Source organism: Streptomyces sp. NPDC046727, assembly GCF_040645635.1.
GTDB lineage: Bacteria > Actinomycetota > Actinomycetes > Streptomycetales > Streptomycetaceae > Streptomyces.
The window spans coordinates 192,922-215,655 of sequence record NZ_JBEYYR010000011.1; the positions used below are offsets into that span (position 1 = coordinate 192,922).

General features: G+C 73.4%; 23 protein-coding genes and 2 tRNA genes. 14 read left to right on the top strand and 11 right to left on the bottom strand.

All coding sequences use genetic code 11. The annotated features are described in order from the left end of the window. Positions 1-2: 2 nt before the first annotated feature. Complete coding sequence (locus ABZ937_RS16640; RefSeq protein WP_361692141.1) at positions 3-1,610, bottom strand: dynamin family protein; 1,608 nt, start codon at positions 1,608-1,610, stop codon at positions 3-5. A 320-nt stretch (positions 1,611-1,930) separates the two neighbouring features. On the opposite strand from ABZ937_RS16640, the gene ABZ937_RS16645 reads away from it, so the two are divergent. From ABZ937_RS16645 to ABZ937_RS16660, 4 genes are all read left to right on the top strand, one after another. Beyond that, positions 1,931-2,006 (top strand) — tRNA-Arg (locus ABZ937_RS16645). 336 nt (positions 2,007-2,342) lie between these two features. Beyond that, positions 2,343-2,696, top strand: coding sequence for a hypothetical protein (locus ABZ937_RS16650; RefSeq protein WP_361692144.1), 354 nt, complete (start codon positions 2,343-2,345; stop codon positions 2,694-2,696). Then, positions 2,672-3,490 (top strand): GntR family transcriptional regulator, encoded by an 819-nt coding sequence (locus ABZ937_RS16655; RefSeq protein ID WP_361692147.1) that lies wholly within the window; start codon positions 2,672-2,674, stop codon positions 3,488-3,490. The genes ABZ937_RS16650 and ABZ937_RS16655 overlap by 25 nt, the downstream gene beginning before the upstream one ends. A gap of 1,693 nt (positions 3,491-5,183) precedes the next feature. Beyond that, positions 5,184-5,271: transfer RNA gene (locus tag ABZ937_RS16660), tRNA-Gly, on the top strand. A 147-nt stretch (positions 5,272-5,418) separates the two neighbouring features. Here ABZ937_RS16660 and ABZ937_RS16665 read toward each other — a convergent pair. Further along, a complete protein-coding gene (locus tag ABZ937_RS16665; protein WP_361692149.1) occupies positions 5,419-5,619 on the bottom strand; it encodes a hypothetical protein in 201 nt (66 codons plus the stop codon). Positions 5,620-6,058: 439 nt separating this feature from the next. On the opposite strand from ABZ937_RS16665, the gene ABZ937_RS16670 reads away from it, so the two are divergent. After that, complete coding sequence (locus ABZ937_RS16670; protein ID WP_361692152.1) at positions 6,059-7,018, top strand: D-2-hydroxyacid dehydrogenase family protein; 960 nt, start codon at positions 6,059-6,061, stop codon at positions 7,016-7,018. A gap of 7 nt (positions 7,019-7,025) precedes the next feature. On the opposite strand, the gene ABZ937_RS16675 is transcribed toward ABZ937_RS16670, so the two are convergent. Beyond that, positions 7,026-7,580, bottom strand: a complete 555-nt coding sequence (locus tag ABZ937_RS16675; RefSeq protein ID WP_361692155.1) for a DUF2087 domain-containing protein — start codon at positions 7,578-7,580, stop codon at positions 7,026-7,028. 189 nt (positions 7,581-7,769) lie between these two features. Here ABZ937_RS16675 and ABZ937_RS16680 point away from each other — a divergent pair, with 189 nt between their 5' ends. Next, a complete protein-coding gene (locus ABZ937_RS16680; RefSeq protein ID WP_361692158.1) occupies positions 7,770-8,045 on the top strand; it encodes a chaplin in 276 nt (91 codons plus the stop codon). A gap of 92 nt (positions 8,046-8,137) precedes the next feature. On the opposite strand, the gene ABZ937_RS16685 is transcribed toward ABZ937_RS16680, so the two are convergent. The 8 genes from ABZ937_RS16685 to ABZ937_RS16720 all read right to left on the bottom strand — a co-directional run bounded on the left by ABZ937_RS16685 (position 8,138) and on the right by ABZ937_RS16720 (position 13,715). Continuing rightward, a complete protein-coding gene (locus ABZ937_RS16685) occupies positions 8,138-9,004 on the bottom strand; it encodes a tyrosinase family protein (RefSeq protein ID WP_361692162.1) in 867 nt (288 codons plus the stop codon). Continuing rightward, positions 8,988-9,473, bottom strand: coding sequence for a tyrosinase family oxidase copper chaperone (locus ABZ937_RS16690; RefSeq protein ID WP_361692165.1), 486 nt, complete (start codon positions 9,471-9,473; stop codon positions 8,988-8,990). Before ABZ937_RS16690 ends, ABZ937_RS16685 begins: the two co-directional genes overlap by 17 nt. A gap of 100 nt (positions 9,474-9,573) precedes the next feature. Continuing rightward, a complete protein-coding gene (locus ABZ937_RS16695) occupies positions 9,574-10,089 on the bottom strand; it encodes a hypothetical protein (protein ID WP_361692169.1) in 516 nt (171 codons plus the stop codon). A gap of 116 nt (positions 10,090-10,205) precedes the next feature. Continuing rightward, positions 10,206-10,790 (bottom strand): vitamin K epoxide reductase family protein, encoded by a 585-nt coding sequence (locus ABZ937_RS16700; protein WP_361692172.1) that lies wholly within the window; start codon positions 10,788-10,790, stop codon positions 10,206-10,208. Further along, the gene (locus ABZ937_RS16705) at positions 10,790-11,281 is read right to left on the bottom strand and encodes a DUF5949 family protein (protein ID WP_361692175.1); all 492 of its coding nucleotides are present in this window, start codon (positions 11,279-11,281) and stop codon (positions 10,790-10,792) included. Before ABZ937_RS16705 ends, ABZ937_RS16700 begins: the two co-directional genes overlap by 1 nt. 236 nt (positions 11,282-11,517) lie before the next feature. Continuing rightward, positions 11,518-11,808: a hypothetical protein gene (locus ABZ937_RS16710; RefSeq protein WP_361692323.1), complete on the bottom strand. Its 291-nt coding sequence runs from the start codon at positions 11,806-11,808 to the stop codon at positions 11,518-11,520. 132 nt (positions 11,809-11,940) lie between these two features. After that, the gene (locus ABZ937_RS16715; RefSeq protein ID WP_361692178.1) at positions 11,941-13,305 is read right to left on the bottom strand and encodes a hypothetical protein; all 1,365 of its coding nucleotides are present in this window, start codon (positions 13,303-13,305) and stop codon (positions 11,941-11,943) included. Positions 13,306-13,475: 170 nt separating this feature from the next. After that, entirely contained in the window at positions 13,476-13,715 is a 240-nt protein-coding gene (locus ABZ937_RS16720) for a chaplin (protein WP_361692181.1), read from the bottom strand. A gap of 213 nt (positions 13,716-13,928) precedes the next feature. On the opposite strand from ABZ937_RS16720, the gene ABZ937_RS16725 reads away from it, so the two are divergent. From ABZ937_RS16725 to ABZ937_RS16760, 8 genes are read left to right on the top strand one after another with little or no spacing between them, the layout of a single operon-like run. After that, the gene (locus ABZ937_RS16725; protein WP_361692184.1) at positions 13,929-14,348 is read left to right on the top strand and encodes a hypothetical protein; all 420 of its coding nucleotides are present in this window, start codon (positions 13,929-13,931) and stop codon (positions 14,346-14,348) included. A 53-nt stretch (positions 14,349-14,401) separates the two neighbouring features. Continuing rightward, entirely contained in the window at positions 14,402-15,571 is a 1,170-nt protein-coding gene (locus tag ABZ937_RS16730) for a glycosyltransferase family 4 protein (RefSeq protein ID WP_361692187.1), read from the top strand. Next, positions 15,568-16,989, top strand: coding sequence for an exopolysaccharide biosynthesis polyprenyl glycosylphosphotransferase (locus tag ABZ937_RS16735; RefSeq protein ID WP_361692191.1), 1,422 nt, complete (start codon positions 15,568-15,570; stop codon positions 16,987-16,989). Before ABZ937_RS16730 ends, ABZ937_RS16735 begins: the two co-directional genes overlap by 4 nt. A 3-nt stretch (positions 16,990-16,992) precedes the next feature. Continuing rightward, positions 16,993-18,354 (top strand): O-antigen ligase family protein, encoded by a 1,362-nt coding sequence (locus tag ABZ937_RS16740; protein WP_361692194.1) that lies wholly within the window; start codon positions 16,993-16,995, stop codon positions 18,352-18,354. Between the two features lie 10 nt (positions 18,355-18,364). Further along, on the top strand, positions 18,365-20,167 hold the full coding sequence (locus ABZ937_RS16745; RefSeq protein ID WP_361692196.1) for a lipid II flippase MurJ: 1,803 nt from the start codon (positions 18,365-18,367) through the stop codon (positions 20,165-20,167). Further along, a complete protein-coding gene (locus ABZ937_RS16750; protein WP_361692199.1) occupies positions 20,151-20,912 on the top strand; it encodes a polysaccharide deacetylase family protein in 762 nt (253 codons plus the stop codon). Before ABZ937_RS16745 ends, ABZ937_RS16750 begins: the two co-directional genes overlap by 17 nt. Further along, positions 20,909-22,063 (top strand): glycosyltransferase, encoded by a 1,155-nt coding sequence (locus ABZ937_RS16755; RefSeq protein WP_361692202.1) that lies wholly within the window; start codon positions 20,909-20,911, stop codon positions 22,061-22,063. The genes ABZ937_RS16750 and ABZ937_RS16755 overlap by 4 nt, the downstream gene beginning before the upstream one ends. Continuing rightward, positions 22,060-22,716 (top strand): lipopolysaccharide biosynthesis protein, encoded by a 657-nt coding sequence (locus tag ABZ937_RS16760; protein WP_361692205.1) that lies wholly within the window; start codon positions 22,060-22,062, stop codon positions 22,714-22,716. Before ABZ937_RS16755 ends, ABZ937_RS16760 begins: the two co-directional genes overlap by 4 nt. The last annotated feature ends 18 nt before the right edge of the window (positions 22,717-22,734 follow it).

Here is a 22,734-nt window from a genome sequence, read left to right on the forward strand (position 1 = left end):
GGTCACCTCTCCTTCTGCAGTACGGACAGCGCGGCGATGAGTTCGGCCTGGGGATCGGGATGGACGTCCAGGGCGTCGAGCGGGGCGAGGCGCCGCTCGCGTTCGGCGTGCATGACACGGTCCACGTGCTCGATGAGCAGCCGTCCGGCCCGGTCACGCAGCCGCAGCACACCGTGCGCGCCCAGCCGCTCGGCGAGCCCCTCGCCGGCGGTACGTGCCCGGCGCCCGCCGAGCACCGCCGTGGCGACGAGGGCGGCGACGACCTCCGCGTCGGGCCCACCGGTGCGCTCCAGCACCCGTACCTCGTCCTCGGCGTACTCCTCCAGCTCGCGCCGCCAGCGCCGGGCCGCGAGCCCGATGCGGTGCTCGGCGCTCTCCAGGGAGGTGTCGCGGCCGGCGAGTTCCGGGGCGCCGGCGGCGGGCTCGCGCCGCCAGGCGTCGTCGACACGCTCGTCGGCGGCGGTGACGGCGCACAACAGCAGGGCGGCCAGGCTCTCCACGAGGGCGTCCAGGAGTTCCCCGGCCGTGCAGTCCAGGGGGAAGGCACGCCAGCGCTTGAGGGCGTCCCCGGCGAGTACGGCGCCGGACTGGAGGCGGCTGCGTACGCGCGCGTGCTCGCTGTCGTAGGCGGCGTCCACGGCGGAGGTGAGCCGGAGGGCCGCCGCGTACTGGGCGGCGGCGGCGCTGGCCAGCTCGGACATGCGGGACTTGAGCGAGTCGAGGAGGCCCTGGGCCGTACGGACCATGACGTGCTGGCGGGCGGCGGCGTCGTGGGCGTGGTGGACGAGCCAGCTCTTCAGGGGCGCGACGGCGGTGCCGGGCAGCAGACCGGCGCCCCAGGCGGACTCGGGCAGCTCGGGCACGGTGAACCGGGGTACGTCGCCGAGCCCGGCCTTGGTGAGCAGCGCGGCGTACTGCCGGGAGACCTCGGAGACGACCTGGTGGGGGACCCGGTCCAGGACGGTGATGAGGGTCGCGTCGTACTCCTTGGCGGTGCGCAGCAGGTGCCAGGGGACGGCGTCGGCATAGCGGGCGGCCGTGGTGACCATGATCCAGATGTCGGCGGCGCAGATCAGTTCCGCGGCGAGGACGCGGTTGTCGGCGACGAGGGAGTCGATGTCGGGGGCGTCGAGGAGAGCGAGCCCGCGCGGGAGCGTGTCGGCGGTCTCGACGCGCAGCACGCGCGCGGGATCCCCCTCGGGGAGCAGCAGCTCGTCGGCGGGGTCCTGATGGGGCACCCACACGCGGGTCAGGTCGGGGAGTACGCGCATGCCGCTGAACCAGTGATGATCCTCCGGATGGCAGACGAGGACCGGCGTCCGGGTGGTCGGCCGGAGCACGCCCGCCTCGCTCACGCACCGGCCGACGAGGGAGTTGACGAGCGTCGACTTGCCCGCGCCGGTGGAGCCGCCGACGACGGCCAGCAGCGGCGCCTCGGGGTGCCGCAACCGGGGTACGAGATAGTCGTCGAGCTGTGCGAGGAGTTCGTCGCGGTTGGCACGCGCGCGTGGGGCCCCGGCCAGGGGCAGCGGAAAGCGTGCGGCGGCGACACGGTCGCGCAGAGCGGAGAGTGTGTCGAGCAGCTGAGGCCGTACGTCCAAGGTCACCACATGCGAAGAATGCCCAATTTTAGGGGAATTCTGAAGCATATAGACATGTCTGCGCGCCGACAGAACAGAACGGACGGAAGGGATGACCGGGACACGGGCACAGTCCAGGCATAACGAGTGCACAACACCCGGTGCGTCGGGCGCCAAAAGCGGTGCACGATTCGTACCTGCCTGCGATTATCAGGACCGCTTCACTGAACCTCCACATCGAGCCACGGAGGCGAAGCGACAGGGTCAAGGAACCGGGAGCCCTATCCTTGTCCCCGGCAACGTCACGGATCAGCCCGCACCCGGGCACCGGGTACGAGGCCACCCACCCGGCCCCCGTAGCTCAGTGGATAGAGCAGGCGCCTTCTAAGCGCTTGGCCGCAGGTTCGAGTCCTGCCGGGGGCGCCAGGCACCGCCCTCCTTCGGGAGGGCATTTTTGCTGTTCAGAGCGGGTGGCACTCGACGCAGGCCAGCCCCGGACGCCACGTGATGATCAAGGGCGGGATCCGGGGCTGCCCGGCTGTCACCGGGTTCTCGCGGGTGGCCGTGTCGAATGCGTGTCGAAGTTCCGGGCCGAGGCCGAGAGGTCAGCCGGCGGACGGCCGCTCAGGGAGATCACCGGCAGCTCCAAGCCACCGCTTGAGATCCGGCAGCTGTCCGTCGATGCAACGGGCGCAGGTGGCCAGGAGCACGGCGACGCCGTTCCCGGCCCACTCCGCCACCTGAGCGGGCGGGACTCCATCATTGAGCCACTTCGTCAGGCGCGTGTTCCGGTTGTCGTACACGCGCCGCCCGGTGGACGACTCGAAGACGTGCGGGGGGCAGCACGGCCTTACGTGCGCTGCGCCACGCCTGCCGGATGACGGAGCCGGCGAGGACGCCGCCGTACTCGCCCTGGAACAGCAGATCACCCGGCTGAAGCTGCTCGTCTGCGATGTGCTGCCGCAGGATGCGGGTCAGGGCCGGATGCCCCGGCACAGTGCGCGTCTCGCCCTCGGCTCGGCCTTCCAGGTCGCGCTGCTCGTGGATCTTCCCGTGTCGGTCCACTGCTTCCCAATCTCCGGGGTGGCCGTATGGATCAGCAGCTCGCACCACTGATCTTCGGCATCGGACTCGGGCAGGGTCACGTCCTCCACCCGCATGGCTACGGCTTCCTCGGGCCGGGGGCCGCAGTACTCCGGCGACGGATCGCGGAGCACGTATGGGAGCCCGGGGACCGTCTGCCGTCCCGCGCCCAGATCGGCCAGGAGTACGGGGTCGGCGAGAACGTGGTCCGCCGGGCTCAGGAGCTGCTGATCTCCCAAGGTGTGCTGGAGGGCCGCGCCGGTTCGGGCACGTACGTCGCCGAGCCCCGACAGCGGGTACGGGTGGTCCGTTCGTCCGCGCGTGAGCGGCCCGACGGGTCTCCGTTCCGGGCGGACATGAAGGCCGTGGGCAGGCAGGGGGATTGGGAGAGCCGGACAGAGGCCAAGGTGCCGGCTCCGGCGGACATCGCAGCGCGGCTCGGCATCGCCGAGGGTGACCTGTGCGTCCGGACGACGTACGAGTTCCTGGCCGACGGCAGGCCCGTGCAGCTGTCGACCAGTTGGGAACCGTACGACCTCACCGCCGGCACTCTCGTTGTCCTCCCGGAGGGAGGGCCGCACGCCGGGGCGGGGGGCGTGAACCGCATGGCCGCGATCGGAGTCACCGTCAGCCACGCCGTGGAGCAGCCGGAACCGCGGACGGCGACCGCCGAAGAGGCATCACTACTCGGTATCCAGAAAGCGGCACTCGTGACGCACATCCGGCGGACCTATTACAGCGACGACGGTCGGCCGGTAGAGACGGCGGACATCGTCGCACCCGCCGCTCACTGCGAGATCGTCTACGAGATCCCGATCAACCGCTAACGGACGGATCGCTGACAGCCGGTTGGATATTCGGAAGCCGCGCCCAGGCGTGCCCCCGTGAGGGCCAGTGCGCACACGACGGGACCGGTGCTGAACCGCGCTGGGGCGGACCCCACCGACGGCAAGGGTGGCCAACCAGATGACCGGTCCAGGTCCCCATCCTCGTCAGCACCCGAGTCAACAGCAGCTGGCCAAGAACGCCGCCCCGAGAGCGGGCCCTGCTGGGTGCCAAGCCGTGACCGGTCATCGGGTTGTCAGTAATGCCACCGATTGGCGCCTGCTTCATAGTCGCAGGTGATCTCGCGCCCTGCTGCGTCCGTAGTCGTCGCTCCCACGTCGACGTTCCGGCAGAACTGGCCAGCGTGGTAGCAATTACCGGCGTTGGATCGGATGCCGCACAATTCCGTCGTGTTGGAGCTGTCCGATGCGGGCGAGCTGCCAGCAGTCGGCGTGCTTCCACCCGAGCTGGAGTCAGAACTGCCCTTTGAGGACGATTCGTGATGAGAGCGAGGCCGTGGCGGCGAGGCGCACGCCTCGTTCGTCTTCAGGACCGCGAACGTGAGAGTCCCGGCGCTCTTGGCGCCAGCATCAGGAAACTGCCAGCACACTTTCCAGTTGCCGAGGTGAGACGGACTGCGGTTCAGGTCGCTGAGGTCTGTGTACGTCACCGACCTGACTTGGTGCTTGCGGGCGTCCGCCACAGCCTTCGCAAGGCTCCAGTGCTGGTAGTCGCTCAACGGTTCCGAAAGCGACGGAGTCACCGAGGATCTGCCCAAGGGAGAGGCAGTCAGGCTCGGCAACGTTGTGGGCTTGGCGGATGCGGTCCTGACGTGGTCACCGCCAGTGCGCCCCGCTCCGATGGCGAAGCAAGCCACAGTCCCTACCGCCAAGGCTCCGTAGGCCAAGAGTCGCTTCTTCGCTCTGTTCTTCGCGCTCCGAGCAGCGTTGGACTCGGTGAGCTTCCTGTCACCAACATGCTCGACAAGTCGCTCCCGTTCCACCTTCGGACGGCGTGGCGCAGGCGGCACGATGCGCTCGGGGATCTTGACCTGGATGGTCTGTTCGCTGCGTGGCACCCAGTCGAGTCGCCGCGCATCCTTCTCTGCGCGGAGTGCTTCCCAGGCCTCCTGCTTCGCCAGCTGGGCATCCGGTGCAGAGAACGGGAACCGGCGGGACCAGTCACTCTTGTGACAACGCGCGCAGTTGGAAACGCCTTCGCCGCTGACGCGCATCAACCGGCCTACGCCGTGTCCACAGTGCGGGCACGTGTGCCTCACTTCGAACATGCTCCCCCTCCCGTGGCCTGCACATATTAGGGCTGTACTTCAACGTCCTTCTGCTTGGGCGGCCAGTTGTCCGCCGAGGTGGCGATGACGAAGCACGAGACCTTTGATGGATCACCTGCGCTGGACGAGATCATCAAGATGCCGCGCGGCGCGGCCCGCCTCGGCGGGCGGGCCACCATGGCCAGCAACGCTCGTTCGCGAACCCCGGCGGACTTGGGAGGAGGCCGCTGTCGGCTGCTGCGTGGGGGGGTAAGCGGCAGGCCAGCGCAACTGCCGACGGGTTGGGAGCCGTACGCCTCACCGGTGGCACTCTCGTCGTACTGCCGGAGGGCGGAGAGCACGCCGGTGCGGAGTGCTGTCGAATGCGTGTCGAAGGACGGTAGCCAAGGCGCCAGGCGCGACAAGAGGCGCAGGTCAGCAGCGGTGCGCTGGTCGTCTTACCCGGCGCCTTCCAAGCGCTTGGCCGCAGGTTCGAGTCCTGCCAAGGGCGCGCCAGGCACCGCCCGCCCCCTCAGGAGGGGTCTTCGCTGCTCAGAGCACAAGCAAACCCCGGACACCCGCTCGGTGATCAAGGGGGCTCCGGGGTAGCTCATGGGGTCATGGGTCTGTTGCGGGCGGAGGGGTGTCCGTCCGCTTCTGGGGTCACTCGACCGGGAGGATCCGGAAGAGGCCTTCCGGGAACGTGGTGGGGCCCGCCTGGAGCAGGTTCCCGAGCGGGTTCTGGTCCGTGTCCGTTTCGCCGACCGCCGCGGGGTTCGTGGGGGGCACCGCCTGGGCGGGGGACACGGACACCATCATGCCGGCTGCCACGGCGACAACCGCCGTCAAGATCGTCTTGTTCATGGCTTGATCAACGAGACTCCACGCATTTGGTTCGGCAACCGGGACCGGAGTCCAGCCATGCGGACGCGTCACGCCTCGTCCGGCCTCAGACTCCGTCGTTCCGGCCGCCGCGCTCCCCGTGCGGAACATCGGGTCGAGGAGCATCGGGGAAGATCGGCCGAGGTGAACTGCTGAATCCCGAGGGAACCCAGGACGAGTGCCAGACGCCCAAGGGCCTTGCCGCCGTGCCAGTGGTGCGGGGCCCCGAAGACCACCCACGCGCCCAACGCGGTACCCGCGACCAGAACCGCCAGTCCGCTGACACGGCGTATGCCATGGCTCATGGGCTCGGCCTCGCCCACCGCGAACAGGCCCTCAACCCGCGCCCCGTCGAGCAGCTCCTCCCGTTGACCGTGGTGCCCGGGGTGTCGCTACAGTCCCCGTCAGGAAGGGAGAGGACGTGCGGCTTCGGTGTGCGGTGTTGGATGACTTCCAGGGGGTGGCCGTCGAGTCGGCCGACTGGGCGGTGGTCGGGGATCGGGTGGAGGTCGTCGCGCTGCGCGAGCACCTCGATGGCGAGGAGGCTCTTGCCGCGGCCCTCGCCGACTACGACATCGTCGTCACCCTGCGCGAGCGTGTCCCCTTTCCCGGTTCGCTGATCGCCCGCCTCCCCCGGCTGAAGCTCCTCATCGCCTCCGGGATGCGCAACAGCGTCATCGACTACGCCGCCGCCGAGGCGCACGGCGTCACCGTGTGCGGCACGGCGAGTTCCAGCACCCCGCCGGTGGAGCTGACCTGGGCGCTGCTGCTCGGTCTGGCGCGCGGGATCGTCCAGGAGAGCAACGCGCTGCGCGGCGACGGGCCCTGGCAGTCGACCGTCGGCGCCGATCTGCACGGGCGCCGGCTGGGGCTCCTCGGTCTCGGGAAGATCGGCAGCCGGGTGGCGCAGGTCGGGCTCGCCTTCGGGATGCGGGTGAGCGCCTGGAGCCAGAACCTCACCGGGGAGCGCGCCGAGGAGGTGGGTGTGGAACTGGCCGGCAGCAAGGAGGAGTTGCTGCGCGAAAGCGACTTCGTCTCCGTCCATCTCGCCCTCGGCGACCGCACCCGCGGCCTGCTCGGCGCCGCCGAACTCGCCCTGATGAAGCCGACCGCCTACCTGGTCAACACCTCCCGCGCCGCCCTCGTCGACCAGGACGCGCTGCTGGCCGCGCTGCGCGAGGGCCGGATCGCCGGCGCCGGCGTCGACGTCTTCGACATCGAGCCGCTGCCCGCCGGCCATCCGATGCGCACCGCGCCCCGCCTCCTCGCCACACCGCACCTCGGCTACGTCTCCCGGGCCAACTACGCGACGTACTACGGCCAGGCCGTGGAGAACATCCAGGCCTACCTGGCGGGCTCCCCGGTACGGCGGCTGCCCTGAGGCCCGCTCAGGGGGCCGTCGCCACCCGTTCGTAGAGTCCCTCGCTCCGGCGCAGCTCGTGCAGGTCCACGAGATGACGCCGGAGCGTCACATGGTCGATCTCGTCGGAGCCCTCGCACCAGGCGCGCAGCCGCTCGTTCACGACCCGTTCCGGGTAGGCGACCCCCGGCTCGAAGGTCTGCTCCGCGATGTGCCGCAGCACCTGCTGCTTGCGGGTCCACTGGGCCGGCAGCCGGACCAGCCGGCCGTCCCGGACGAAGATGTCCAGCACACCGCCCCCGGCCGGACGCGCCGGCTCCCGCGGCCGGGCCAGCTCGCGCAGGAGGTCGTAGGAGACGGCGAGCCCGTCGTCCGTCCCGCCGGTCACGGCGCCCTGCTCGCGGAGTCCGAGCAGCGCGACGGCCGTGTCCTTCGGCGGGAGACCGGCCGCCTCGGCGACCTGCCCGGGGCTGCGCGCGCCCAGCGCCACCGCGGCGAAGGCCCGCAGTCTGCTCTCGTCGGCGAGCAGACCGATCAGCCGCCGGGACCGCTCGCGCGGGTCGGGAAGTGTGTCGGGGTCCATGTCCGGAGGGTAGGGGACCGTCCCCGCCGGACGCCTGTGAATAACGCCGGGCCGGACGCGGGACAGGGCCCGCCGTTAAAAGAGTGATCCCGGAGTGATCACCGTGACCCTGCCAGCGCGGCGCCGTTGAAGGGGGAGTGCGGCGGCTGGTCTGCCGTTGTGCTTTCCGAGCTACAAAAGGAGAACGTGATGTCTCGCATCGCGAAGGCAGCCGGTGTCGCTCTCGGCACCGGCGCCGTGGTGATCGGCGGGGCCGGGCTGGCCCTGGCCGACGCGGGCGCCCAGGGCGCGGCCGTCAATTCGCCCGGCATCGTGTCCGGCAACGTGGTCCAGGTTCCGATCCACCTCCCGGCCAATGTGTGCGGGAACACCGTCAACGTGATCGCCCTGCTGAACCCGGCCTTCGGCAACACCTGCGCCAACATCGACCACGACGACAACCCCGGCTCCGGCTACGGCGGCTGAGCCGTTCGGCCCACGCGGCCAAGAGCCCCGGCACTCCGAGCGCCGGGGCTCTTCCCATGTCCGATGTCCGAAAGACATCGCGCGGCGCGCGCTCACGCGTACCGGTAGACCCGGCTCATGTCCTCCAGCTGGTCCGGCGTCTCGTCCCAGGGCGGCAGCTTCTCGTGCCGGGCGATGACCCGCTGGTGCTGGGTGTCGCCCGCGCCGGGCGGCACGGCCGGCAGGTAGCGGTGCTGCCGGTGGGCCCGCTGCCAGCGGTACCACTGGAGGTCGACGAAGGCGTGGTGCAGCCAGAACACCGGGTCGTTGACGGAGGCGCCGCCGACCATGACCCCGCCGACCCAGCGGTGCACCCGGTTGTGGTTGCGCCAGGAGGCGCTGCCGCTGCCCCTCCCCCAGCCCTCCAGCTTGTTGCGGAAGCCCTTGGTGACGGTCGAGTCCCAGGGCCACACGTCGTAGACGGGATCGGCGAGCGCCCACTGCAGTTCGCTCCGGGTGGGCAGCTGGAGGGGGGCGGCCGAGCGGCCCAGGTCCCGGGTGAGGAACCGGCCGTCGGTGACGCCCGTCCTGATGGGCCAGTGGCCCGCCGCGTAGGCGAACGGACCGGTCATCACCTGCCGGTCGGAGCGCCGCCCGTTCCCGCCGAGCAGATCCCTCGTCCAGGGCACGGACGTCGTCGTACGGTCCCGGGTCCAGTCCCAGTACGGCACCGTCACCGAGGAGTCGATCCGGCGCAGCGCCCGCTCCAGCTCCAGCAGGAACCGGCGGTGCCAGGGCAGGAAGGACGGCGACATGTGTGCGCTGCGCAGGCCGTGCTCGCCGTCTGCGGTGTAGAAGTCGATGTGCATGCGGACGAACTCGTCGTACTCACCGCGCCGTTTGAGGGCCAGCAGCGCGTTGACGAATCGCCGCCGCTCGCTCGCGGTCAGCGTACTGACGTCCTTACGCACGTACGCCATCGTGGCCCCCCGCCCCGTGCCCCAGGTGCCAGACGCCCATCGGCCCCGGCGCCAGGTCGCGCAGCCGCTGGCCGGGCCCGATCTCGTCCACGGCCGCCCGGGTCGCCTCCAGCGGCGTCCGGTACGACGTGTAGTGGTCGACCATGCTCATCCAGGACCCGTCGGCCCGGCGCATCAGGTGCAGCGGCCGGCCGTCGATGGTGATCTGCCAGGCGCGGTCGGCCGCCTTGCGCGCCGAGGCGGGCACCAGAAAGCCCTGGATACGCCGGCCCCGGTAGGTCTCGTCGAAGGCGCTGCCGTCGGACGGCTCGGCCGGGGGCAGGGGCCGGGAGGCGGCGACGACCGGGGCCAGCGTCAGCGCGGCGGCGGAGGCCAGCAGCCCCCGCGCCACCTCTCTCCGGGACGGTCTGGCCGCCGCTTCCTTGCGCTGCTCCCCACCGACCGCCACTGCGCCGACATCGACGACCATGCTCGCTCCTCGTCCGGGTTCGGATGTCCGTACCGGCTAACCGGACGAGGACGCACGGGGTCACCTCAGAAGAGCCATACGGCGGGTACGGCGGTGGCGGCTACCGTCCCGGGCCGGCGCCCAGCTCGGCGTCGGCGACCGTCTGCAGGACGGGGGCGGCGATGCCGGCCTCGGGCATCTTGAGCCTCGGCAGGCCGTAGTTGCCCGGGGTGGGCGGGGTCAGCGGGGCCTCCAGGTTGAGGCCGGGGCCGAGGGCACGCAGGTCGGAGGCGGGGGCGGCGATGCCGACGTGGTCGAACCGGTCGTCGAGGGGGTGCGGCAGGGGCGCCTGGAGGTTCACGCCGGGCAGGGCGCTGTTGATCGGCACCTGGGGCAGGGTGTGCTCGGGCAGCATCCGCCCGGTGACGAAGCGCGGCCCCTGGGGCACGCCCGGCGTGACCAGCGGCACCTGCAGGCCGGCCCTGGGCAGTTCCACGCCCAGCGCCTTGGAGGCGCCCTCCAGCGGTACGGGGATCGGGACCGTGGGGTTCGCGGCGGCGGGAGTGGCCGCCGCCCCCAGGGCGGCCGTGACGCCCGTGACGACGGTGGCAAGGGTTCGTCGGGTGGTGGACTTCATGTCAGGTACGGTCCCTTTCAGGATGTGGGGGGTTCGACGTCCGTACCGCGTAACGAGCCAAAAACGCCGTCAGCTCACAATTCCCCCGACTGCCGCAATAGTCGGCTCGTCATTGTTCAGCTCGTCCAGAAGTCCCACCAGCGGGTCAGGACGAGCATTCCGATCACTCCGATGTGCAGCACCGGGAGCACCCAGCCGAATTCGGCGAAGAAGCTCTTCAGCGGGCCGGGGGCGGGCAGGAGTCCCTCGCGGACGACCAGTGCGGTGGCGTACCAGAACATCAGGATCGTGGCGACCCAGGCCAGGCAGCACCACAGGCACAGCGCGTTGATCCGGTACAGCGACTCGAACTGCAGCCAGGTCACGAACCCGACGCCGAACAGGCATCCGGCCTCGAACAGCAGCCAGTACCAGCGGGGGAAGCGGGCGTCGGCCAGCAGGCTCATGCCGACGCAGATCACGATGCCGTAGGCCACCAGGCCCAGCATCGGGTTGGGGAACCCGAAGACCGAGGCCTGGTCGCTCTTCATCACGCTGCCGCAGGACACCACCGGGTTCAGGCTGCACCCGGGGACGAAGCCCGGGTCCTCCAGCAGCTTGAACTCGTCCAGGGTGATGACCCAGGAGGCGAGGAGTCCGGCCGCCCCGGTGAGCACGAGCAGCAGGCCGAACCCTCTGCCGCCGGTCAGGGTCCTCGGCATCAGCCGCGCAGGCCGGAAGCCGGCAGCACGACGTGCGCGGCGGCGGTCAGCGTCTCCTCGGCACCGGCGAACGCGGCCAGCGCGGCGGGCTCGACGGCCTTGCCGGGCACGCCCTCCGGCCAGGCGCGGGTGGTGAAGACGAGGTAGGCGTAGCCGCGTTCCCGGACGGCGGCCAGCCACGGGGGCGGTACGTCCGACCGGGCGACCTGCCCTGACATCCGGACGACCGCCTGGCCGGCCTCGACCAGCAGGCTGACCGGAAGGCCGGGCCGGCCGGTGCCGTCGACCAGCTCGCCGCCGACCGGCAGTCCGTTGCTCACCAGCAGCTGTTCCACCGCGGCGGCGGTGCCCTCCGGGCCGCCCTCGGTGTCGCCCAGGGAGTAGGCCAGCAGGTAGGGCATGTCGGCGCCGTCGGGAGCCTCGCCGCTCCAGGCCAGGACGACGAGCGTGCCCAGCTCGGCGGGACGGGTTTCGGTTGAGGTTGAGGTCACCGCGCGACCCTATCGACGCCGCCGCGCGCCGCCGGGCGGCTGCTCACCCTTCCGGACCAGTGCCCGGAAGGGCTCCACACGAACGAGGGAAGTGGCCTCGAACGCGCCGGAGGCCGGTGCCGCGGGTGCGGTACCGGCCCCCTGTCTTCTCCGCTTTCCGGGTGGACGTCGCTGCTCTCCGGTGTGCGGAGCCGCGGGAATTCCCGGTCTTCCGCCGCCGGCGCGGGGACGGGGCGTCAGCTCTGCAGGGGCAGGCCGCCGAGGAGCGGGGTGTGCCGGTTCAGCGTGGTGGTGGCGCCCTTGGCCGTGTGCAGCACGGAGCCCTTCTTCTCGGTGTTGAGCGCGTCCGACTGGTGCCGCAGCGGCATCGCGTCCTCAAGGGTCAGCGGACCCTTGGTGATCTTGTTGACGGCACCGTTGAGGCTGGTGGGCGCCACGTCGGCGGCGTTGCTGGCGAACGCGGGCGCGGTGACGCCGGCGAGGGCCACGGAACCGGCAACCACGGCGGCAGCCTTCAGGGACTTCATCATGTTCCTTTCTTCGGCAACTCACGTCACCCCAGGGGATTCTGACGCCGTGCCTAACGACTCCCGGCCGGGCCGGAAACCCCGCGCGGAGAAGACATATGAAATCCCTCGGACCGACGGGGACTTCCCGCGTCAGCCGGTCGGGGGCAGGCTCGGCTCGGCGCTCGTCGCGGGCTGGCTCGGCTCCGATGTCGTCGCGGGCTGGCTCGGCTCCGAGGCCGTCGCGGGCAGGGTCGAGGCCTCGGTCGTCGCGGGCAGGGTCGCGTCCTCGGTCAGGGAGGACAGCGAGGGCAGGTCGGTCAGGGTGGGCGCGGGCAGGTCGCCTGCGAGGAGGGTCCCCGACAGCAGGTCGACCAGGCCGGACACCACATCGGTGGCGGAGGACAGGATCTGGTCGAGGCCGTCGGTGACCGCTTCGACCAGCTTGTCGATCGCGGCGTCCAGGTCGTCGAGTGCGTCGCTGACGATGTCGCGCGACGAGGGCAGGCCGACGGCCGAGTGCCGCGCGACGGCCTGTCCGGCGAGGGCCAACGGGACGGCGGCCCCGGCCGGGACCGCCGCGGTCGCGGGAACGGCCGGCGACACGGAGGCGGCGGGGGCCGTGGGGGCGGTGGAGCCCGTCGGCGTGGCCGGTACCGCGGGCGCCGTCGGGGTGCTCGGCACGGCGGGCTTCGCGGGTGCGGTGGGCGAGGCGGTCGCCGCGGGCTTCGCGGGCGATGCGGTGGCCGTGGGCGCCGCCGGCTTCGTGTGCGCGGCGGGCGAAGCGGTCGCCGTGGGGGCTCCGGGCTTCGTGGGTGCGGTGGGAGTCGCCTCAGCCGCGGGCTTCACCGTGGTCGTCGGGCTGGACGACGACTGAGCCACGGGCTTCACCGTGGTCGTCGGGCTCGCGTGGACCGTGGACGACGACTGAGCCACGGGCTTCGCCGGCGCCGTCGGTGTCGCGGGCGCCGTGGGTGACGTATGGGCCACCGGCTTCGCCGCCGTCGTCGGGGTGGCGTGTGCCGTGGGTGACGACTGGGCCGCGGGCCGGGCCGGTTTCGTCGGCGTGGCCGAGGTCGTGGGCGACGACTGGGCCGCCGGCCGGGCCGGCTTCGTCGGCGTGGCCGGAGTCGTGGGCGACGACTGGGCCGGGGTCGTCGGTGCCGTGTGGGCCGCGGGATCCGGTGACGTGGCCGGCGTCGGGTCGGCGGCGGCCTTGGCGATGGCCGCTTTCGCCGCCGCGCCCAGCCTTCTGGCCTCGTCGGCGGGGAGCCGGCCCTTCTCCAGCGACTGGTTGAGCAGTTCGATGACCGGATCGAGCACGGAACTCGTGCTGCCCAGCGCGCGGACCTGGGCGAGCAGTTTCTCCTTCTCGGCCGCCGGGACAGGCGCCCGGGAAGTGCTGCGCCCGTGCTCGCCGGCCGCGTCGGCGGCGAGGGCGGCCGGGCCGGTGATGCCGACCAGGACGGCCGCGCAGAGGGCGGTGGACGCGAGACGCCGGGCAGGCAGATCACGCATGGGGGTTCCTTTCGGTGAACGGTGGGACCTGAGCCCACCGTCTGTTCACCGATCGCGCGCCGCAACCGCTCGCCCGCTCACCGTGACCCGTCCGGGGGAGCGAAAAACCGGCCGTCCGCCTCGCGATGAAGTGCGGGGCGGTCGGCCGGCCGAAGGGGTGCGTGCCGACGTCAGGCGTTGACGCAGGTGTTGCCGAACGCCGGGTTCAGCAGGGCGATGAAGTTGACGGTGTTGCCGCAGACGTTGATCGGCAGGTGGATCGGGACCTGGACGACGTTGCCCGAGGCGATACCGGGCGAGTTGGCGGCGACACCGCTCGCTTCGGAGTCGGCGGCGGCCATGCCGGCACCGCCGGCGACGGCCGCGACGGCGGCGGAGGTCAGGACCAGGCCCTTCGCGATACGCGACATGGAGAGGTGCTCCTTGGGATCGACGCAACATCCGGGCGGATACCCGGCGCTGTGTCAACGCGCTGCGCCTACAGGGGTTGTGCCGCCAATGGGGTGATGCACGAGAGGTAGCCCTTCACGTTTCCGACACACTTGTCCTGTTTCTCCGGATTAATACGGATAGCTACTAGAATTGCGAACCTCCCCAGCACGTGCGAAAGGGCACCGCCGGTCATGCGCAAGTTCCTGGGTCCGCTGCTGCGTACGACGGCGGGCGCCCTCGCCTTCACCCCGCGCCACCACGCGATGCGGCACCACGGATTCGTCCGCGCGGCCGACACCTCCCCCGATCGCCGCGCCCCCGAACGGGGGAGCCGGTGCCGGGAGGTCCGGAGCAGCGCGGGCGAGCCGCTCACGCTCTCCACCGGCCCCCGGCGCACGCCCGGCGTACCGCACTCCATGATCAGCAAACCGGGCAGCGTACCGGCCCGGCGCGTTCCGGCCCACGCCGACACGCTCGGCCACGGGCCCGATGTACCTGATCTTGGTCCGGCGCTGCTGCAAAGCGGTGACCAGCAGGGCTTCCGGCTCGTTTCCCACGCGGACGCGGCAGGGGCCGGCGCGCTCTTCGCCGCCGTGGACGCCCGGAGCTGAAGGCGCGTTCACGACCGCAGTCCGAGCGCCCCCGTGAGCGAGGTATCCCGCGAATGCACCAGTCAGCACCCGCCCTCCGGCCCCGGGTCCTGCACCTCGCGCAACCCGTCGACGGCGGTGTCGCCCGGGTCGTGCTCGACCTGGCACGAGCCCAGATCGCGGCGGGCCTGCGGGTCACGGCGGCCTGCCCGGGCGGCCAACTCGCCAGGAATCTAGGCGAGTTGGGTGTCGATGTCCGCGACTGGCAGGCGGGCCGCTCCCCGGGCCCCGGCCTGCCGGGCGAGGTACGGCGGCTCGTACGCCTGATCGACGAGGTACGGCCCGAACTGGTGCACGCGCACAGCGCCAAGGCCGGCCTGGCCGCGCGGCTCGCCGTGCGCGGGCGCATCCCGACCGTGTTCCAGCCGCACGCCTGGTCCTTCGAGGCGGTCGGCGGGCTCACCGCGACGCTCGCCCTGCACTGGGAACGATGGGGAGCGCGCTGGGCGCATCGGGTGGTGTGTGTGAGCGAGGCGGAGCGCGCGACGGGCCTGCGCGCCGGTGTGCGCGCCGCGTACACGGTCATCCCGAACGGCATCGACACCACCCACTACGCCCCGGCCGACGACGACGAGAGCACCCCGCCCGGGTCACCCCTGGTCGTCTGCGTGGGCCGCCTGTGCCGGCAGAAGGGGCAGGACGTCCTGCTGCGCGCCTGGGAGGACGTCGTCGGCGTGCTGCCTCAGGCACGGCTCGTGCTGGTCGGTGACGGACCGGACCGCGAGGTGTTACAGCGGCAGGCGCACTCCTCCGTGGAGTTCACCGGCGCGGTCACCGACGCCGTCCCCTGGTACCGGGCGGCCGACCTCGTGGTGCTGCCCTCGCGCTGGGAGGGCATGGCGCTCGCCCCGCTGGAGGCGCTCGGCTGCGGGCGGCCCGTCGTGCTCACCGATGTCGACGGCGCCCGCGAGAGCCTGCCGCCCGCGCTCGCCGCACGCTGTCTGGTCCCGCCGGAGGACCCGGGGGCGCTGGCCGGTGCGATCACCGGGCTGCTGTCCGATCCGCCGCTGCGCGCGGCGCTCGGCGGCCAGGGGCGCCGGCACGTGCTGGCCACGCACGATGTGCGGCTCACCGCAGAACGGGTCGCGGCCCTCTACCGCGAACTCCTCGGCCGCGCCCCGGCGGCGGGCCGAGAACCAGCCCAGCTCGTGCCCTCCGAGTGCAGGGAGTCCATCCACTCGTGACTGCGGAAAGTACTGTCCCCTCGCCCGGCGCGCAGCCATGGGACAACCGGATCTCGGCCGTGTCGGTCCTGCCGGCCCGCGCCGCCGGCGGCTTCCGGTTCCCGCTGCGGCGGCCGCCCGTGCGGCCCGCCTCGCCGCTGCCGCTGCTCGCCGCCGACCTGCTCGCCGCCCTGGTGGGCGCGACCACACTGGAGGAGACCTCCCACCGGCCGGTGCTGGTCGCCGCCCTGGTGTGCGGCGCCCTGCTGCTGCGCCCGCACTCCGCCCGGCCGGTGCCCGGCGTGCTCGACGAACTGCCCGCGGTGTGCGGGCGGATCGCGGTGGTCTGGCTGAGCCTGGCCGCGCTGCTCGCCGCGTACGATCCCGGGCGCGCCCTGACCGCCCGGACCCTGTTGCTGGGCTGCGCGCTGCACGCTGCGGCGGCCTGCGCGGCCCGGGGCGCGGTGCACTGGCGGCGCCGGGTCGTGCTGCTGCGCCACCCGTGTACGGCCCTGGTGATCGGGCCGGCCGCGACCGCGCAGCGGGTGTCCGCCGCGCTGCTGCGGCACCCGCGCTGCGGGGTGCGGCCGGTGGGCGTGGTCGCGGAGCACCCGGACGGCACCGGCGGGTTGCCGGTGCTCACCACCGGCGAGGAGGTGGAGCGGGCGCTCATCCAGAACGGGGTGCGGGTCGTCCTCACCGTCCATCCGGCCGTGCGCACCGAGAAGGGGCCGCTGCTGCGGGCGCTCGCCGAGTCGGGCTGCGCGCTGTGGGAGCTGGACGCGGACTGCCCGGCGTACGAGATGCGCGACCAGCTCGCCGGGTTCGCCGTGCGCCGCCTGGACCTGGGCACGCGACGGCGTGGCAACGCGGGCAAGCGGCTGCTGGACATGGCGGTGTCCGGGGCGCTGCTGGTGCTGGTCAGCCCGGTGCTGCTGGTGTGCGCGGTGGTGCTGCGGCTCACCGACGGGCCCGGGGTGGTGTTCCGGCAGGAGCGCATCGGCAAGGGGGGCCGCCCGTTCACGCTGCTGAAGTTCCGCACCCACCGCCCGGCCGACGAGCACGAGGCGGCCACCCGGTGGAGCGTGGCCGACGAGCGGAAGATGAGCCGCTTCTGCCGGTTCCTGCGGCAGACCTCGCTGGACGAGCTGCTCCAGCTGTGGAACGTCTTCTGGGGTGACATGAGCCTGGTCGGCCCGCGCCCCGAACGGCCGTACTTCGTCGGCCAGTTCAGCCAGACCTACCCGGGCTACGCGGCCCGCCACCGGATGCAGACCGGCATCACCGGGCTCGCCCAGATCAACGGGCTGCGCGGTGACACCTCCATCGAGGACCGGGCGCGCTTCGACAACGCCTACATCGACAACTGGTCGCTGTGGCAGGACGTCTGCATCCTGCTGCGCACCGCCGCCGCGCTCGTGCGTTCCACGGGGAGCTGACCGATGGCCCTCGCTCTGCCGCTCCGCCACCCCGCGCGGCTCTCCCCGGTGCTGCCGGTGGTGGCCGTCGTCGCGCTGCTCGCGCTGCCGGTCGCCCCCGGCGGCGAGGGCGGCGCGGGGCCCGCCGACGCCCTGTCCGCGCTGGTCGTCCTCTTCTGCGCGGTACGGCTGCTGCGCGCGCGCAGCCGGCCGCTCGGCCGGACCGCCGCGGTGATCCTCGGCCTGCCGGTGGCCGGCCTCGCCCTGGCCGCGCTGCACGCCGTCTCGCCGGGCGCCGGGATCACCGGTCTCGGCCGCTATCTGCAGGTGTTCGTGCTGGTCCCCTCCGCCGTCGTGCTCCTCGTCCGCGGCCGGGCCGACTTCCGGCTGCTGGCCTGGTCGTTCGTGGCCCTCGCGGGATGGCAGGGGGCGGTCGGCGTGCACCAGTACGTCACCGGGACCGGGGCCTCCTACCAGGGCGAGGACATCCGGGCGGTCGGCACCTTCGGGGCGACGGACGTGATGGGCATGGCGACGGTGGTGTCCTTCGGGCTGGTGTGCGCGGTGGGCCTGGCGCTCGGCCGGTCCGCGACCCGGGAGCGCGCCGTCGCCGCCTGCTGCGCCTTCGCCCTGTCGGTCCCGCTCGCCCTGTCCTTCAGCCGGGGCGCCTGGATCGCCACCGCGCTCACCCTCACCGTCCAGCTGGTCCTGGCCGGGCCGCGCCGGGCCGTGCGGATCGGGGCGGCCGTGGTGGCCGCGGGCGTGGTGCTGGTGGGCGGGCTGGGAGTGGGTACGGCGATGCTCCAGGAGCGGATCGACAGCATCACCCAGGTCACCGACGCGCCCGACCAGTCGGTCACCGACCGGTACACGATGTGGGCCGCGGCCACCGACATGTGGCGCGAGCGCCCGCTGACCGGCGTCGGCCTGAAGGGCTTCCCCGAGTACCGCGACGGGAACGCCTCGCTCGCGCTGTCCTCGGGCAGCGACACCGAGGGCGCGGGCGCCGCCTACCGCCGGCAGCCGCTGCTGTCCCCGCACAACATGTATCTGCTGGTGCTCTGCGAACAGGGCCTGATCGGGCTGCTCTGCCTCGCGGGCGGCTGGCTCGCCCTGCTGGTGTGCGCCCTGCGCGGCCTGTGGCGCGCCCGCGGGGCCGGCGGCCGGGGCCTGGACTGCGCGCTGGTCGCCTGCGGGCTGCTGGTGTGGCAGCTCGTGGACTTCGTGTACGCCGACATCGGCGGCCCGTCGACCGTGCTGACGGCGGTGTGCTTCGGGCTGATCGCCTGGTGGGCGCTGGTGGGCGGCGACCGGCAGGCCCCCGGCGAGCGCACCGCCGTACCGGCCGGGCGGGCGGCGCCGGCCGGAGAGGCGGCCCTGCGATGAGGCGGACGCGATGACGAGCCGTACGACCGGTGGGGCACCGGGACCGGAGACCGGGGCGGCCCACCGGCGCCCGGACCCGGGTCAGGGCCGGCCCGCCGACGCACGCGGAGTCACCCTGCCGGGGGCGCGTACCGGCGTAGCCGCCGTCACCGGCGCCGAGCAGGCAGGCCGCCCGCCCGCGCCGCCCCCGCCTCCCGAGGCAGCCTGCGGCCCGCCCGTACCGCCCCCGCCCGCGGAGCCCGCCCCGCCCGCCACCCGCCGGTCGCTCGCCCGGGCCACCCTGGTCACCGCCTCCCTCTCGGTCGCGGCGGCGCTGCTCGGGCTGGTGCGGGACCAGTCGCTGGCCCATCTGTTCGGGGCCGGGCAGGACACGGACGCTTTCCTGGTCGCCTGGACCGTGCCGGAGTTCGCGGCCACGCTGCTCATCGAGGACGGGCTGGCGTTCGCGCTGATCCCGGCGTTCAGCAGGGCCCTGGCCCGCCGTGCGCAGGGCGCCCCGGGGGATCCGGTGCGGTCGCTGGTCGCGGGCACGCTGCCCCGGCTGGCGCTGGCGTTCACGGCGGTCGGGACGCTGCTCGTGCTGGCCGCTCCGCAGTTCGTCGGGGCGCTCGCGCCGGGACTGCCCGACCCGGCGCTCGCCGTGGACTGCACCCGGCTCACCGCGACCTGTGTGCTGAGCTTCGGCCTCGCCGGGTACTGCAGCGCGGCCCTGCGGGCCCACCGCCGCTTCCTGGCGCCGGCCGCGATCTACGTCGTGTACAACGTCGGCATCGGCACGGCGATGTACACGCTCGGCGGGCGCTGGGGCGTGCGGTCGGCCGCGATCGGGGTCGCGGCGGGCGGCTGTCTGATGGTGGCGGTCCAGCTGCCGTCGCTGGTGCGGGAGTTGCGGCGCCGCCGCATCGACCGGGCGGAGGCGAAGGCCGCCGCCGAGGCGCAGCCGCTGGACGTGCCGCTGCTGGCCACCGTGCTGCTGTTCGCGCTGTGCCGGCAGTCCCAGGTGCTGATCGAGCGGTTCCTCGCCTCCGGGCTGCCCGCCGGGGCCATCTCGCACCTGAACTACGCGCAGAAGGTCGCGCAGATCCCGATGTCGCTGTCGATGATGCTGTGCACGGTCACCTTCCCGGTGGTGGCGCGGGCGCTGGCCGACGGGGACACCGAGCGGGCCCGGGGCCGGGTGGAGCGGGATCTGGCGCTGGCCGCCTGCCTGGTGCTGCTCGGCACGGCGGCGGTCGTGGCCTGCGCCCCGCAGCTGATCGAGCTGCTGTTCCAGCGGGGGGCGTTCACGGCCGAGGACACCGCGGCGACCGCCGACGTCATGCGGGTCTACGGGCTCGGTCTGCTCGGCCAGACCCTGACCGGCGTCCTGGTCCGCTCCTATTTCTCGGCGGGCCGCGCCTCCTGGTACCCGGTGGCCGCGATGGCCGCGGGGATCGTCGCCACCTCGTGGCTCGGCGCCTGGACGGTCGGCTCGTGGGGGGTCACCGGGATCGCCGCCGCCAACGCCACCGGCATCACCCTCACCGCCGCGCTGCTGCTCGCCGGCATGGGGCACCGCAGCGTGCCCATCCGGACCGGGGCCGTGCTGCACGAGCTGAGCCGGCCGCTGCGGGCGGCGGTGCCGGCCGCCGTGGCCGGCGGGCTGGTGGCGAGTCTGCCGTCGTCGCCGCTCGCCGGACTCGCCGCCGGCGGCGCCACGGTGACCGTCGTCTTCGTCCTGCTCGCCTGGGCCCTGCGCGCCCAGGGTTTCGCCCCCGCACTCCGTGCTGTCCGCACGCTCACCCGAAGGCTCGCCCATGCCGTCCTCCGTTGAGTCACCGGCGCCCGCCCGGGCGCTCGTCTGCGGCGCGCTGCCGTGGATCGCCATGTACCACTCGGTCGGCGACTGCTCCGCCGACCCGTACCGCATCACGGTCACCCCCGACCGGCTGGAGCGGCAGCTGCGCTGGCTGCGCCGGCGGCGGCTGCGCGGGGTGTCGGTGGGCGAGCTGCTCGCCGCCCTGGCCCGGGGCGACGGGCGGGACCTGGTGGGTCTCACCTTCGACGACGGGTACGCCGACTTCCTCTCCGGCGCCCTTCCGGTGCTGGCCCGCTGGGAGTGCACGGCCACCCTGTTCGTGCTGCCCGGCCGGCTCGGCGGCGACAACGCCTGGGACCCGCTGGGCCCGCGCAAGCCGCTGCTGACCGCCGAAGGCATCCGGCGGGCCGCCGCCGCGGGCATGGAGATCGGCTCGCACGGCCTCACCCACATCGACCTCACCGGGGCCGACGACGCGCTGCTGGCGGCCGAGACCGCCGGCAGCCGGGCCGCGCTGGAGGAGCTGACCGACGCCCCGGTCACCGGCTTCTGCTACCCGTACGGCACGGTCGACGGGCGCGCCGTGGCGGCCGTACGGGCGGCCGGTTACGGCTACGCCTGCGCCATCGACCCCGGTGAGCTGAACGGCCCGCACGTCCTGCCGCGGGTGCACGTCGGGCAGAACGACGGCGCTGTACGCCTGTTCCTCAAGCACCGGCTGCACCGGCTGCGCCGGCGTCCCGTCGAGGGGCTGCGGTGAAGGCCCTGCACATCATCACCGGGCTCGGGGTGGGCGGCGCCGAGCAGCAACTGCGGCTGCTGCTGCGGCACCTGCCCGTCGCGTGCGAGGTGGTGACACTCACCAACCCGGGGCCGGTGGCCGCCGGGCTCGCGGCCGACGGGGTGCGGGTGACCCACCTCGGCATGGCCGGCAACCGCGACCTGGCCGCGCTGCCCCGGCTGGCCCGGCTGATCCGGCGCGGCCGGTACGACCTCGTGCACACCCACCTCTACCGGGCCTGCCTGTACGGCCGCATCGCCGCCCGGCTGGCCGGGGTGCGGGCGGTCGTCGCCACCGAGCACTCCCTCGGCGAGACACAGCTGGAGGGCCGGCCGCTCACCGCGGGGGTCCGCGGGCTGTATCTGCTGGGCGAGCGGCTGGGCCGGTCCACCGTCGCCGTCTCCCCCACCGTCGCCGCCCGGCTCACCCGCTGGGGCGTGCCCGGGCCGCGCATCGCGGTCGTACCCAACGGCATCGACCTGGCCCGGTTCGCCTACGACCCGGACGCCCGCCGCCGCACCCGGGCCCGCCTCGGGCTGCCCGAGGACGCGTTCGTCGTCGGCGGCATCGGCCGGCTCGCCCGCGGCAAACGCTTCGACGTCCTCATCCACGCCCTCGCCGACCTGCCCGCCGACTGCAGGCTGCTGCTGGTCGGCGGCGGCCCGGAGGAGCCCGCGCTGCGCCGGGCCGCGTGGCGGGCGGGGATCGCCGAGCGGGTGCTGTTCGCCGGGGAGCGGCCGTACCTGCCCGACGGCTCGTCCGGCCCGGACCTGCCCGCGCTGGCCTCGGCGATGGACGTGCTCGCCGCCCCCTCGCAGGAGGAGGCGTTCGGCCTCGCGGTCGTGGAGGCGCTCGCGTCGGGGCTGCCGGTGCGCTACGGCTCCTGCCCGGCCCTGGAGGACCTGCCGCCCGGGGCCGCCCCGGACGCGGTGCGGGTCCCGTGCGACCCCCGCGCCTACGCCCGCGCGCTCGCCGAGGTCCGCGCCGCCGGGCCCGGCCCGCGCACCGCCCCCGAGGCGGCCCGCCACTACTGCATCACCCGCAGCGCCGCCCGGCTCATGGACGTCTACACGGCGGCGCTCCCCCCTACGGTCCCCAAGTCCCGATCCCCTCAGGGAGTCAGCCCATGACCGACAACCAGACCCGGCACCCGCACACCTCCCGCCCCTCCCGTCTCCGCGCGCTCCCGCCCTGGTCGCTGGTGGCGGCCGGCGTCCTCGCGGGCGGGCTGCTGGGCGGCGGGTACGGCGTGCTGAAGCCCCCGGAGTACACGGCGACCAGCTATGTCGTCGTCGTCCCCACCGAACGGGCCGACACCGCCGGCGCGCTCGGCTTCGCGCAGGCCTACGGCCGGGTCGCCACCCAGGTCGCGGTGCTCGGCGACGCCCAGGTGTGGGCCGGCGTGCCCGTCGCCACCCTGCGGGGCAGCGTGCGCACCGCGACCTCGCCGGACGCCCCCATGGTCGCCGTCTCCGCCACCTCGACACGCCCGGCGCGGGCCGCCGACATGGCCAACGCGGTCGCCCGCGCGCTCACCCAGCACGCCAACGCGGCCAAGGCCGACACGCACGTCGAGCTGGTGCAGTTCTCGCGTGCGGCGAAGCCGGCCGAGCCGGCGTCGGCGCCGCCCGTCGTGACCGGGCTGGTCGGGGCGAGCGCGGGCGGGCTGCTGGGCGCCCTCGCGCTGCTGGTGCGGCCGAGGCGCCGGCCCGAGGAGGACACCGTGCGCCCGGCCTCGGTGCCCGGACCGGCCGTCGCCGCCGACATGCACGGCACACGGTGACCGCCCTCTCCACGGCGC

Coding starts and splice junctions, on each gene's coding strand:
- ABZ937_RS16720 (WP_361692181.1), bottom strand. CDS start 13,715: ATGTCGCGTATCGCGAAGGGCCTGGTCCTGACCTCCGCCGCCGTCGCG.
- ABZ937_RS16750 (WP_361692199.1), top strand. CDS start 20,151: ATGCCGTCCTCCGTTGAGTCACCGGCGCCCGCCCGGGCGCTCGTCTGC.
- ABZ937_RS16680 (WP_361692158.1), top strand. CDS start 7,770: ATGTCTCGCATCGCGAAGGCAGCCGGTGTCGCTCTCGGCACCGGCGCC.
- ABZ937_RS16700 (WP_361692172.1), bottom strand. CDS start 10,790: ATGCCGAGGACCCTGACCGGCGGCAGAGGGTTCGGCCTGCTGCTCGTG.
- ABZ937_RS16760 (WP_361692205.1), top strand. CDS start 22,060: ATGACCGACAACCAGACCCGGCACCCGCACACCTCCCGCCCCTCCCGT.
- ABZ937_RS16675 (WP_361692155.1), bottom strand. CDS start 7,580: ATGGACCCCGACACACTTCCCGACCCGCGCGAGCGGTCCCGGCGGCTG.
- ABZ937_RS16690 (WP_361692165.1), bottom strand. CDS start 9,473: ATGGTCGTCGATGTCGGCGCAGTGGCGGTCGGTGGGGAGCAGCGCAAG.
- ABZ937_RS16685 (WP_361692162.1), bottom strand. CDS start 9,004: ATGGCGTACGTGCGTAAGGACGTCAGTACGCTGACCGCGAGCGAGCGG.
- ABZ937_RS16655 (WP_361692147.1), top strand. CDS start 2,672: ATGGATCAGCAGCTCGCACCACTGATCTTCGGCATCGGACTCGGGCAG.
- ABZ937_RS16710 (WP_361692323.1), bottom strand. CDS start 11,808: ATGAAGTCCCTGAAGGCTGCCGCCGTGGTTGCCGGTTCCGTGGCCCTC.
- ABZ937_RS16730 (WP_361692187.1), top strand. CDS start 14,402: ATGCACCAGTCAGCACCCGCCCTCCGGCCCCGGGTCCTGCACCTCGCG.
- ABZ937_RS16745 (WP_361692196.1), top strand. CDS start 18,365: ATGACGAGCCGTACGACCGGTGGGGCACCGGGACCGGAGACCGGGGCG.
- ABZ937_RS16715 (WP_361692178.1), bottom strand. CDS start 13,305: ATGCGTGATCTGCCTGCCCGGCGTCTCGCGTCCACCGCCCTCTGCGCG.
- ABZ937_RS16665 (WP_361692149.1), bottom strand. CDS start 5,619: ATGAACAAGACGATCTTGACGGCGGTTGTCGCCGTGGCAGCCGGCATG.
- ABZ937_RS16725 (WP_361692184.1), top strand. CDS start 13,929: ATGCGCAAGTTCCTGGGTCCGCTGCTGCGTACGACGGCGGGCGCCCTC.
- ABZ937_RS16740 (WP_361692194.1), top strand. CDS start 16,993: ATGGCCCTCGCTCTGCCGCTCCGCCACCCCGCGCGGCTCTCCCCGGTG.
- ABZ937_RS16695 (WP_361692169.1), bottom strand. CDS start 10,089: ATGAAGTCCACCACCCGACGAACCCTTGCCACCGTCGTCACGGGCGTC.